The organism is Pseudomonas sp. ACM7 (assembly GCF_004136015.1).
In the GTDB taxonomy this organism is placed as follows: Bacteria; Pseudomonadota; Gammaproteobacteria; order Pseudomonadales; family Pseudomonadaceae; genus Aquipseudomonas; species Aquipseudomonas frigoris.
In genome coordinates, this window is record NZ_CP024866.1 from 3,204,254 (window position 1) to 3,216,652 (window position 12,399).

The following is a 12,399-nucleotide window of genomic DNA, read 5'->3' on the forward strand; positions in this document are numbered from 1 at the left end:
CAGGTCAATCGACAAACAGATCCGTCATCAGTTTGTCGGTGGAGTCCGGTTCAAACCGATACCCCTCAAAATCCGTCACCCCGTGCTCCCGCAGAATTTCCTCATCAATCAGCAATCGCCCAGTAATGCTGCGACCGCTGCGGCTCAGAATCACATGGGCGGCGTCGGCCATGATCGCGGGCGTACGCGCATGCTTGAACGACTCCCGTGACCCCAGCTGAAATTCAATGGCGGCAGTGGCGATCATGGTTTGCGGCCACAGGGAATTGACGCTGATGCCGTAGTTCTTGAATTCCTCGCTCATGCCCAGGGTCAGCATGCTCATGCCGTATTTGGTCACGGTATAGGGGCTGTACTGGGCGAACCACTTGGTCGCCAGATTCAGTGGAGGGGACAGATTGAGGATATGTCCGGCGCTTTTCTTCAGATAGGGCAGGGCGGCCTGGCTGCACAGGAGCACGGCGCGGGTGTTGATCTGGTGCATCAGGTCGAAGCGCTTGAGTTCGATGTGTTGAACCCCGGTCAGCTTGATCGCGCCGGCATTGTTGATCAGCGCATCAATGCCGCCGAAATGCTCGTTGGCCTGGGCCAATGCCTCACGCACCGCGACGTCATCACGCACATCCACCTGCAAGGCCAGCGCCTTGCCGCCCGCGGCTTCGACTTCCTCGGCCACGCTGAAAATCGTGCCCGGCAACTTGGGGTGCGGCTCGGCGCTTTTAGCGGCAATCACAATGTTGGCCCCATCCCGCGCAGCCCGCAGCGCGATCTCACGACCAATCCCGCGGCTAGCGCCGGTGATGAACAGGGTTTTGCCTTTCAATGACATGCGTGCGCTCCTGATTATTGTTGTCTGAGCGGAGGCTCGACAAACAATGTAGACCATGTCTTTCAGGGCAAACGATCAGGGGCAGCAGGACTGTAGGAGCTGTCGAGTGAAACGAGGCTGCGATCTTTTGATCTTAAAAAACCAACATCAAAAGATCGCAGCCTCGTTTCACTCGACAGCTCCTACCAGCTCCTACCAGCTCCTGCAGTCCTACAAGGTGAGGGCTTAGCGGGACATGACTTCGCGAATATCCGTCGCCAATTCCCGTACGCGTTCTTCTTCGGTGTCCCACGAGCACATGAAGCGTGCGCCGCCGTTGCCGATGAAGGTGTAGAAGCGCCAGCCCTTGGCCGTCAATGCGGCGATGGCCGGTTCCGAGAGTTGCAGGAACACGCCGTTGGCTTGCACCGGGAACATCAGTTCCACGCCTGGAATATCGCTCACCAGTTCCGCCAGCAGCTGCGCGCAGTGGTTGGCGTGGCGGGCGTATTTAAGCCAGGCGTCGTTTTCCAGAATCCCGACCCACGGCGCGGACAGGAAACGCATCTTCGAGGCCAGTTGCCCGGCCTGTTTGCAGCGGTAGTCGAAGTCTTCAGCCAGTTTGTGGTTGAAGAACAGAATCGCTTCACCCACCGCCATGCCGTTTTTCGTGCCGCCGAAGCACAACACGTCGACGCCGGCCTTCCAGGTCAGGTCGGCTGGCGAGCAGCCAAGGAAAGCGCAGGCGTTGGAGAACCGCGCGCCGTCCATGTGCAGGTTCAGGCCCAGCTCTTTGCACGTGGCGCTGATGGCGCGGATTTCTTCCGGGGTGTAGACGCTGCCGACTTCGGTGGCTTGGGTCAGGGTGACTACGCGCGGTTTCGGGTAATGGATGTCCTGGCGCTTGAGCGCGATTTCGCGGATCGATTCCGGGGTCAGCTTGCCGTTTTCAGTGCGGGCGATGAGCAGTTTGGAGCCGTTGGAAAAGAATTCCGGTGCGCCGCATTCGTCGGTTTCGACGTGGGCGGTTTCCGAGCAGATCACGCTGTGGTAACTCTGGCACAGCGACGATAGGGCCAATGAGTTGGCTGCGGTGCCGTTGAAGGCGAAGAATACTTCGCAGTCGGTTTCGAACAGTTTGCGGAAATCGTCGGACGCGCGTGCGGTCCATTCGTCGTCGCCATAGGCGCGTTGGTGGCCGTGGTTGGCCTGTTCCATGGCCGCCCAGGCTTCAGGGCAGATACCGGAATAGTTGTCGCTGGCGAATTGTTGGCTCTTATCGGTCATGGCCGGCTTCCGTGGTCGAGGCTCTTATGGTGAAGAGCTTCGTGGTCAATGATGGTGCGCACTTTACCGAAGATCGTCCGGGGAGCACACGCGATGATGCTGTCAGAAAAATACAAAGATGCCGGGCAATTATGCACATGACGCAAAGGGATGGGGCACTGGATCTGCTCAAGTGGCTGGCGCTGTTGAGCATGGTGCTCGATCACCTGCGATATGTCGGTTATTCCCTCGATATTCTGTATGTGCCGGGTCGGTTGGCGTTCCCGTGGTTCTGTCTGGCGATGGCCGCAAACCTGGCACGGGCCCGCGCGGTGACGACCGACGGCCAGTGGCGTTATCTGGGCTGGTTGCTGCTGTTTAGCGCCATCAGCGAAATCCCCTACCGGATCTATATGCCTGATCCCGACACCTTGAACGTGCTGCCCACGTTGGTGCTGGGATTGCTGGTGGCCCGTGGCTGGCAGCACAAGACGCTGCAATTGCGACTACTCGCGGTCGGCGCCTTAACGCTGGCGGCGCTGTTCCCGGAGCGACTGATGTTCGGTTTCTTCGGCGTCCTGCTGCCGCTGACATTGTTGCTGGTGATCAAGCGGCCTTGGTACTTCAGCCTGCTGCCGGGGCTGGTCTGCCTGGCGGCCAATCAATGGGAAGTGCTGTTTTACTCCGCTAGATTCGGCAACAGTGCAGCCATCCTCGGCATCGCCACTTGTCTGATCGCGCCACTGGCCGGCCTGCTTTTGTTGCGACATGCCGGCCGATTGAAACCGCCCCTACCGATGCGTCGCTGGGCGTATGCCTTGTATCCGCTGCATTTTCTGCTTCTGTTGCTCGTCCGCGGAATCGCCGCATAACCCTGTGGGAGCGGGCTTGCTCGCGAATGCGGTTTGTCATCCACCACTTATGTTGACTGACCTGACGCATTCGCGAGCAAGCCCGCTCCCACAAGGTTCTTTGCTGATTTGAGGAGTGTGCTCGGCATACCATTTCCCGCCATGTCGTAAACGCACCTTTGCGTGGCGTCCGTAGGCATTTGGCCTGTCTGCGCCGGTCATACCATCGCATTCAAAGGGCACTGTCGAAACACCGGTGCCTTACCGAGACGAATGGCGCACCGCCGCCGCTGGGAGAGACGCGATGTTCAGCAAGCAAGACCAGATCCAGGGTTACGACGATGCACTGCTGGCGGCGATGAATGCCGAGGAGCAACGCCAGGAAGATCACATCGAGCTGATCGCGTCAGAGAACTACACCAGCAAACGCGTCATGGAAGCGCAAGGCAGTGGCCTGACCAACAAATACGCCGAAGGCTATCCGGGCAAGCGCTACTACGGTGGCTGCGAGCACGTCGATAAAGTTGAAGCGCTGGCCATCGAACGCGCCAAGCAACTGTTCGGTGCCGACTATGCCAACGTGCAGCCGCACTCCGGCAGCCAGGCCAACGCCGCGGTATTCCTTGCGCTGCTGCAAGCCGGCGACACCGTGCTGGGCATGAGCCTGGCTCACGGTGGTCACTTGACCCACGGCGCCAAAGTCAGCTTCTCCGGCAAGCTCTATAACGCTGTGCAGTACGGCATCGACACCGCCACCGGCCTGATCGATTACGACGAAGTCGAGCGCATGGCGGTCGAGCACAAGCCGAAAATGATCATCGCCGGGTTCTCCGCCTACTCGAAGACCCTGGACTTCCCGCGCTTCCGTCAGATCGCTGACAAAGTCGGCGCTTATCTGTTCGTCGACATGGCGCACGTGGCCGGTCTGGTCGCTGCCGGCCTGTACCCGAACCCGCTGCCGTACGCCGACGTGGTCACCACCACCACCCACAAAACCCTGCGCGGTCCACGTGGTGGCCTGATTTTGGCCCGTGCCAACGAAGAGCTGGAAAAGAAACTCAACGCTGCCGTGTTCCCCGGTGGTCAGGGCGGCCCGCTGATGCACGTGATCGCTGGTAAAGCGGTGTGCTTCAAGGAAGCGCTGGAGCCTGGTTTCAAGGCCTATCAGCAACAAGTGATCGACAACGCCCAGGCCATGGCCAGCGTATTTATCAAACGCGGCTACGATGTAGTGTCCGGCGGCACCGATAACCACCTGTTCCTGGTCAGCCTGATTCGTCAGGGCCTCACCGGCAAAGAGGCGGATGCAGCACTCGGTCGCGCCCACATCACCGTGAACAAGAACGCTGTCCCGAACGATCCACAGTCGCCGTTCGTGACCTCCGGCCTGCGCATCGGCACCCCGGCGGTGACCACTCGCGGCTTCAAGGTTACCCAGTGCGTCACGCTTGCCGGCTGGATCTGCGACATCCTCGACAACCTCGGCGACGCCGACGTAGAGGCCAATGTTGCGCAGCAAGTTTCAGCCCTGTGCGCGGACTTCCCGGTTTATCGCTGAGCGCGGTTTTGGAGTAAATGACTATGCAACGGTACTCGGGCTTCGGCCTCTTCAAACACTCCCTCAGCCATCACGAAAACTGGCAGAAAATGTGGCGCACGCCGACCCCTAAAAAGGTCTATGACGTGGTCATCGTCGGCGGTGGCGGGCATGGTCTCGCCACGGCTTACTACCTGGCGAAGGAACACGGCATCACCAACGTGGCCGTGGTCGAGAAAGGCTGGCTGGGCGGCGGTAACACCGCGCGCAACACCACCATTGTTCGCTCCAACTACCTGTGGGACGAGTCGGCGCACCTGTACGAACACGCGATGAAATTGTGGGAAGGCCTGTCCCAGGACCTGAACTACAACGTGATGTTCTCCCAGCGTGGCGTTTACAACCTGTGCCACACCCTGCAAGACATTCGTGATTCCGAGCGTCGGGTCAGCGCCAACCGCCTCAACGGCGTGGACGGCGAACTGCTCGATGCCAAACAAGTGGCTGACGAGATTCCGTACCTCGACTGCTCCAAGAACACTCGCTACCCGGTGATGGGCGCTACCGTCCAGCGCCGCGGCGGCGTGGCCCGTCACGATGCCGTGGCGTGGGGCTTTGCCCGTGCCGCCGACGCACTGGGCGTGGACCTGATTCAACAGACCGAAGTGATCGGCTTCCGCAAGGAAAACGGCGTGTGCATCGGTGTTGAAACCAACAAAGGCTTCATCGGCGCCAAACGCGTCGGTGTAGTGACCGCCGGTAACTCGGGGCACATGGCCAAACTCGCCGGTTTCCGTCTGCCGATCGAATCGCACCCGCTGCAAGCGCTGGTGTCCGAGCCGATCAAACCGATTATCGACAGCGTGATCATGTCCAACGCCGTACACGGTTACATCAGCCAGTCCGACAAGGGCGACCTGGTGATCGGCGCCGGTATTGACGGCTACAACGGCTACGGCCAGCGTGGTTCGTACCCGGTGATCGAGCACACCATTCAGGCCATCGTCGAGATGTTCCCTGTGTTGTCGCGCGTACGCATGAACCGTCAGTGGGGCGGCATCGTCGACACCACGCCGGATGCGTGCCCGATCATTTCGAAAACCCCGGTACCGAACATGTTCTTCAACTGCGGCTGGGGCACCGGTGGCTTCAAGGCAACACCTGGCTCGGGCAACGTGTTTGCCGCGAGTCTGGCCAAGGGTGAAATGCACCCATTGGCTGCACCTTTCTCCATCGACCGTTTCCACAACGGTGCGTTGATCGATGAACACGGCGCTGCTGCGGTTGCCCACTAACAGGAGAAATCCCCATGTTGCATATCTTCTGTCCTCACTGCGGCGAACTGCGCTCCGAAGAGGAATTCCACGCATCCGGCCAGGCGCACATCCCGCGCCCTCTGGATCCGACCAATTGCACCGACGAGGAGTGGGGCGACTACATGTTCTTCCGCGATAACCCTCGCGGTCTGCACCACGAACTGTGGGATCACGTCGCCGGTTGCCGTCAGTACTTCAACGCCACCCGTGACACCGTGACCTACGAGATTCTCGAAACCTACAAGATCGGCACCAAGCCACAATTCACCGACAAGACCGATAGCCCGAAAGCGGCCGCCACGGCTCTGGGAGAGAAGGTATGAGCCAGATCAATCGCCTGTCCAACGGCGGACGGATCGACCGCAACAAAGTGCTGAGCTTCACCTTCAACGGCCAGAGCTACAAAGGCTTTGAAGGTGATTCCCTGGCCGCGGCCTTGTTGGCCAACGGTGTCGACATCATCGGTCGCAGCTTCAAATACTCCCGTCCGCGCGGCATCTTCGCCGCCGGTGCCGAAGAGCCGAACGCCGTGCTGCAGATCGGCGCGACCGAAGCCACGCAGATCCCGAACGTACGCGCCACGCAACAAGCGCTGTATCAAGGTTTGGTCGCCACCAGCACCAACGGCTGGCCGAGCGTGAACAACGACATGATGGGGATTCTCGGCAAGGTCGGCGGCAAGCTGATGCCGCCGGGCTTCTACTACAAAACCTTCATGTACCCGCAATCGTTCTGGATGACTTACGAGAAGTACATTCGTAAAGCCGCCGGTCTTGGCCGCTCGCCGACCGAGAACGATCCGGACACTTACGACTACATGAACCAGCACTGCGACGTGCTGATCGTCGGCGGTGGCCCGGCTGGCCTGGCCGCTGCATTGGCGGCTGCCCGCAGCGGTGCGCGCGTAATTCTCGCCGATGAACAGGAAGAGTTCGGCGGCAGCCTGCTCGATTCCCGCGAAAGCCTCGACGGCAAGCCTGCCAGCGAGTGGGTCGCCAGCGTCATCGCCGAGCTCAAAGACACCCCGGACGTGCTGCTGTTGCCGCGCGCCACGGTCAACGGTTACCACGACCATAACTTCCTGACCATTCATGAGCGCCTTACCGATCACCTCGGCGACCGCGCCCCGATTGGCCAGGTGCGTCAGCGTATTCACCGTGTTCGCGCCAAGCGTGTAGTGCTGGCGACCGGTGCTCACGAGCGTCCGCTGGTTTACGGCAACAACGACGTGCCGGGCAACATGCTCGCCGGCGCTGTGTCGACTTACGTGCGTCGTTACGGCGTGGCACCGGGCAAAAAACTGGTGCTGTCGACCAACAACGATCACGCCTATCGCGTTGCCCTGGACTGGCTCGACGCCAGCCTGCAAGTCGTCGCCATCGCCGATGCCCGCAGCAATCCGCGCGGTGCGCTGGTTGAAGAAGCACGCGCCAAAGGCATCCGCATCCTGACCGGCAGCGCCGTGATCGAGACACGTGGCAGCAAGCACGTGACCGCCGCTCGCGTTGCCGCGATCGATGTCAAAGCCCACGCAGTGACCAGTCCTGGTGAGTGGCTCGAATGCGATCTGGTCGCCAGTTCCGGCGGTTACAGCCCGGTGGTTCACCTGGCGTCGCACTTGGGTGGCAAGCCGATCTGGCGTGAGGATATCCTCGGTTTCGTACCGGGCGAAGCACCGCAGAAACGTGTGTGCGTCGGTGGCATCAACGGCGTCTACGGCCTCGGCGATTCCCTGGCCGATGGTTTCGAAGGCGGCGCTCGCGCAGCCAGCGAAGCCGGTTTCAGCGTGGTCGAAGGCACCTTGCCGAAAGCCCTGAGCCGTCTGGAAGAGCCAACACTGGCGCTGTTCCAGGTGCCGCATGAAAAGAACACCGCACGTGCGCCGAAGCAATTCGTCGACCTGCAAAACGACGTCACCGCTGCCGCCATCGAACTGGCGACCCGCGAAGGCTTCGAGTCGGTCGAGCACGTCAAACGCTACACCGCACTGGGCTTCGGCACTGACCAGGGCAAGCTCGGCAACGTCAACGGTCTGGCCATCGCCGCCCGTTCGCTGAACGTGACCATCCCGCAGATGGGCACCACCATGTTCCGCCCGAACTACACGCCGGTGACATTCGGCGCCGTGGCCGGTCGTCACTGTGGGCACATCTTCGAGCCTGTCCGTCTGACCGCGCTGCATCATTGGCATGTGAAGAACGGCGCCGAGTTCGAAGACGTCGGTCAGTGGAAACGTCCGTGGTACTTCCCGAAAAACGGTGAAGACCTGCATACCGCCGTGAAACGCGAATGCAAAGCCGTGCGCGACAGCGTCGGCCTGCTGGACGCTTCGACGCTGGGCAAAATTGACATTCAGGGCCCGGATGCGCGTGAGTTCCTCAACCGCATCTACACCAACGCCTGGACCAAGCTCGACGTGGGCAAGGCGCGTTATGGCCTGATGTGCAAAGAAGACGGCATGGTCTTCGACGACGGTGTAACCGCCTGTCTCGCCGACAACCATTTCGTGATGACCACCACCACGGGCGGCGCGGCACGCGTGCTGCAATGGCTGGAAATCTACTCCCAGACCGAATGGCCAGAGCTGAAGGTGTACTTCACTTCCGTGACGGATCACTGGGCAACCATGACCTTGTCCGGGCCGAACAGCCGCAAGCTGCTCAGCGAAGTCACCGACATCGACCTGAGCAACGAAGCCTTCCCGTTCATGACCTGGAAAGAAGGGCTGGTCGGCGGTGTTCCGGCGCGGGTGTTCCGGATTTCGTTTACCGGTGAGCTGTCGTATGAAGTCAACGTGCAGGCCGACTACGCCATGGGCGTTCTGGAAAAAATCGTCGAGGCGGGGAAGAAGTACAACCTGACCCCGTACGGCACCGAGACCATGCACGTGCTGCGGGCCGAGAAGGGCTTCATCATCGTCGGTCAGGACACCGACAGCTCGATGACCCCGGACGACCTGAACATGGGCTGGTGTGTCGGTCGCACTAAACCGTTCTCATGGATCGGCCAGCGTGGCATGAACCGTGAAGACTGCGTGCGTGATCAACGCAAACAGTTGGTCGGTCTGAAGCCGATCGATCCGACCAAATGGCTGCCGGAAGGTGCGCAACTGGTGTTCAACACCAAGCAAGCGATCCCGATGACCATGGTTGGTCACGTCACCTCCAGCTACTTACACAACTCCCTCGGCTATTCGTTTGCCATGGGTGTGGTGAAGGGCGGCTTGAAGCGTATGGGTGAGCGCGTGTTCGCACCGCTGGCCGATGGCAGCGTGATCGAAGCGGAAATCGTTTCTTCGGTGTTCTTCGATCCAAAGGGTGATCGCCAGAACGTTTAATGGCCTCGGGTCCTGTGGGCGGGCAGTTGCACCGAGTCGTCTGAGCGATTCGCGAGCAAGCCCGCTCCCACAGGGGAACGCGGTCAAATGTGGGAGCGGGCTTGCTCGCGAAAGCGTCAGCCTGGTCACCACAAGGGCCGGAACCAACAGAATTCAGGAACAGGTGCTTTATGACCGCAGCCAATGTTTACCAACAACGCCCAACCACTGGGGCCAAGGCCGAGTCGTCGTTGCATCACGCAGGCCTGCCAAGCCTGGTGGGCAAGGGTCGCAAAAGCGCCGGCGTGATCGTGCGTGAGAAAAAACTCCTCGGCCACCTGACCATTCGTGGCGATGGCCATGATGCTGCGTTCGCTGCCGGTGTGCACAAAGCCCTCGGTATCGAATTGCCGGGCGCGCTGACTGTCGTCGTCAAAGGCGAAACCAGCCTGCAATGGATGGGGCCGGATGAATGGCTGCTGATCGTGCCGACCGGTGAAGAATTCGCCGCCGAGAAAAAACTGCGTGAAGCGCTGGGCGACCTGCACATTGCGATCACCAACGTCAGCGGCGGCCAGCAGCTCCTCGAACTGAGCGGTCCGAACGTGCGCCAGGTGTTGATGAAGTCCACCAGCTACGACGTGCACCCGAACAGCTTCCCGGTGGGCAAGGCTGTGGGGACCGTGTTTGCCAAGTCGCAACTGGTGATCCGCCACACCGCCGAAGACACCTGGGAACTGCTGATTCGTCGCAGCTTCTCGGATTACTGGTGGTTGTGGTTGCAGGATGCGGCCGCCGAATACGGCCTTAGCGTTCAGGCTTGATGAACCACTGAGGTCCCTGTAGCAGCTGCCGAAGGCTGCGTTCGGCGACGAAGTCGTCGTGAAACCTGCGGCAGCGTTCTTTCAGATTGATCAGGGATTCAGGGTGGACGACGGCTTCGCCGCCGAACGCAGCCTTCGGCAGCTGCTACACAAAGCGGCGTTGCTGCTACTTTCGAACAGGAGTCACCGCACTATGAGCCGCGCCCCAGACACATGGATTCTGACCGCCGACTGCCCAAGCGTCCTCGGCACCGTGGACGCGGTGACCCGCTTTCTGTTCGAGCAGGGCTGCTACGTCACTGAGCACCATTCCTTTGATGATCGGCTCTCGGGCCGTTTCTTCATTCGCGTGGAATTCCGCCAGCCCGACGGCTTCGACGAGCAAGCCTTCCGCGCCGGCCTCGAAGAACGAGGCCAGGTCTTCGGCATGATCTTCGAACTCACGGCGCCGAACTATCGGCCAAAAGTGGTGATCATGGTCTCCAAGGCCGATCACTGCCTCAACGATTTGCTCTACCGCCAGCGCATCGGCCAATTGTCGATGGACGTGGCCGCCGTGGTTTCCAACCACCCGGATCTCAAACCGTTGGCGGACTGGCACCAGATTCCGTACTACCACTTCCCGTTGGACCCGAACGACAAACCGACCCAGGAGCGTCAGGTCTGGCAGGTGATCGAAGAGTCCGGCGCCGAACTGGTGATCCTTGCCCGTTACATGCAAGTCCTGTCGCCCGAGCTGTGCCGCAAACTCGACGGCAAGGCGATCAACATCCATCACTCCCTGCTGCCGGGTTTCAAGGGCGCCAAGCCTTATCACCAGGCCTACAACAAGGGCGTGAAACTGGTCGGCGCCACGGCGCACTACATCAACAACGACCTGGACGAAGGCCCGATCATCGCCCAGGGCGTAGAGGCCGTGGACCACAGTCATTACCCGGAAGATTTGATCGCCAAAGGGCGGGATATCGAAGGGCTGACCCTGGCCCGGGCGGTTGGTTATCACATTGAACGAAGAGTGTTTCTCAACGCGAACAGAACCGTTGTTCTTTAGATCGCCTTCGCGAGCAAGCCCGCTCCCACAGGGGGTTGCGCTTGGTCACAGATCTCAGTCACACCAAAGATCAACTGTGGGAGCGGGCTTGCTCGCGAAGAGGCCCTGACAAACAACGCAAAGACACACAGGCAATAACCCGAGCAATCAACGCGCCGCCGATCCATGGCGACGCGACCGCTACATAAAAACAACAGCGAGGTGAAAGCATGTCTGGCAATCGTGGTGTGGTGTATCTCGGCAATGGCAAAGTCGAAATACAGAAAATCGACTATCCAAAAATGCAGGACCCGCGCGGCAGGAAGATTAACCACGCTGTCATCCTGCGTGTGGTTTCCACCAACATCTGTGGTTCCGACCAGCACATGGTGCGTGGCCGTACTACCGCTCAAACCGGCCTGGTACTGGGCCACGAGATCACCGGTGAAGTGATCGAGAAGGGCAGCGACGTCGAAAACCTGCAAATCGGCGACCTGGTGTCGGTGCCGTTCAACGTCGCTTGCGGGCGCTGCCGTTCCTGCAAGGAAATGCACACCGGTGTTTGCCTGAGCGTCAACCCGGCGCGTCCGGGCGGTGCTTACGGTTATGTCGACATGGGCGACTGGACCGGTGGCCAGGCTGAATACGCGATGGTGCCGTATGCAGACTTCAACCTGCTGAAACTCCCGGATCGCGATCGCGCGATGGAAAAAATCCGCGACCTGACCTGCCTCTCCGACATCCTGCCGACCGGTTACCACGGCGCAGTGACGGCCGGCGTTGGCCCGGGCAGCACCGTGTACATCGCCGGTGCCGGTCCTGTCGGTCTGGCCGCCGCCGCTTCCGCTCGCCTGCTGGGCGCGGCCGTGGTGATCATCGGTGACGTCAACACCGTCCGCTTGGCGCATGCCAAGGCTCAGGGTTTCGAAATCGCCGACCTGTCCCTGGATACCCCGCTGCACGAACAAATCGCTGCACTGCTGGGCGAGCCAGAAGTGGATTGCGCCGTCGACGCCGTGGGCTTCGAAGCGCGCGGTCATGGCCATGACGGTGTTAAACACGAGGCTCCGGCCACCGTGCTCAACTCGCTGATGGGCGTGGTTCGGGTGGCCGGCAAAATCGGTATCCCAGGCTTGTACGTGACTGAAGATCCGGGTGCAGTCGACGCAGCCGCGAAGATGGGCAGCCTGAGCATCCGCTTCGGTCTGGGCTGGGCCAAATCCCACAGCTTCCACACTGGTCAGACGCCAGTCATGAAGTACAACCGCCAGCTGATGCAGGCGATCATGTGGGACCGTATCCATATTGCCGACATCGTTGGCGTGGAAGTCATCAGCCTGGATGACGCGCCGCGTGGTTATGGCGAGTTCGATGCGGGCGTGCCGAAGAAGTTTGTGATCGATCCGCACAAGTTGTTTAGTGCTGCGTAAGGCTTCAGGCAAAACAAAACG

10 protein-coding genes are annotated in these 12,399 nt (G+C 60.4%); 8 read left to right on the forward strand and 2 right to left on the reverse strand.

Annotated features, from left to right (window positions below; all coding sequences use genetic code 11):
- Positions 1-4: 4 nt before the first annotated feature.
- On the reverse strand, positions 5-829 hold the full coding sequence (locus CUN63_RS15055; RefSeq protein ID WP_129440534.1) for an NAD(P)-dependent oxidoreductase: 825 nt from the start codon (positions 827-829) through the stop codon (positions 5-7).
- Between the two features lie 225 nt (positions 830-1,054).
- Positions 1,055-2,095, reverse strand: a complete 1,041-nt coding sequence (locus CUN63_RS15060; RefSeq protein WP_129440536.1) for a low specificity L-threonine aldolase — start codon at positions 2,093-2,095, stop codon at positions 1,055-1,057.
- Between the two features lie 131 nt (positions 2,096-2,226).
- On the opposite strand from CUN63_RS15060, the gene CUN63_RS15065 reads away from it, so the two are divergent.
- The 8 genes from CUN63_RS15065 to fdhA all read left to right on the forward strand — a co-directional run bounded on the left by CUN63_RS15065 (position 2,227) and on the right by fdhA (position 12,378).
- Entirely contained in the window at positions 2,227-2,946 is a 720-nt protein-coding gene (locus tag CUN63_RS15065; RefSeq protein WP_129440538.1) for a TraX family protein, read from the forward strand.
- A 283-nt stretch (positions 2,947-3,229) separates the two neighbouring features.
- The gene (gene glyA, locus CUN63_RS15070; protein WP_129440540.1) at positions 3,230-4,483 is read left to right on the forward strand and encodes a serine hydroxymethyltransferase; all 1,254 of its coding nucleotides are present in this window, start codon (positions 3,230-3,232) and stop codon (positions 4,481-4,483) included.
- A 23-nt stretch (positions 4,484-4,506) separates the two neighbouring features.
- On the forward strand, positions 4,507-5,757 hold the full coding sequence (locus tag CUN63_RS15075; protein ID WP_007947735.1) for a sarcosine oxidase subunit beta: 1,251 nt from the start codon (positions 4,507-4,509) through the stop codon (positions 5,755-5,757).
- Between the two features lie 14 nt (positions 5,758-5,771).
- Positions 5,772-6,101, forward strand: coding sequence for a sarcosine oxidase subunit delta (locus tag CUN63_RS15080; RefSeq protein ID WP_008147095.1), 330 nt, complete (start codon positions 5,772-5,774; stop codon positions 6,099-6,101).
- The gene (locus tag CUN63_RS15085; RefSeq protein ID WP_129440542.1) at positions 6,098-9,115 is read left to right on the forward strand and encodes a sarcosine oxidase subunit alpha; all 3,018 of its coding nucleotides are present in this window, start codon (positions 6,098-6,100) and stop codon (positions 9,113-9,115) included. Before CUN63_RS15080 ends, CUN63_RS15085 begins: the two co-directional genes overlap by 4 nt.
- Before the next feature lie 170 nt (positions 9,116-9,285).
- Positions 9,286-9,918, forward strand: coding sequence for a sarcosine oxidase subunit gamma (locus tag CUN63_RS15090; RefSeq protein WP_129440544.1), 633 nt, complete (start codon positions 9,286-9,288; stop codon positions 9,916-9,918).
- Positions 9,919-10,111: 193 nt separating this feature from the next.
- The gene (purU, locus tag CUN63_RS15095) at positions 10,112-10,969 is read left to right on the forward strand and encodes a formyltetrahydrofolate deformylase (RefSeq protein ID WP_129440546.1); all 858 of its coding nucleotides are present in this window, start codon (positions 10,112-10,114) and stop codon (positions 10,967-10,969) included.
- Positions 10,970-11,178: 209 nt separating this feature from the next.
- Complete coding sequence (fdhA, locus tag CUN63_RS15100) at positions 11,179-12,378, forward strand: formaldehyde dehydrogenase, glutathione-independent (RefSeq protein WP_007947729.1); 1,200 nt, start codon at positions 11,179-11,181, stop codon at positions 12,376-12,378.
- Positions 12,379-12,399: the final 21 nt, after the last annotated feature.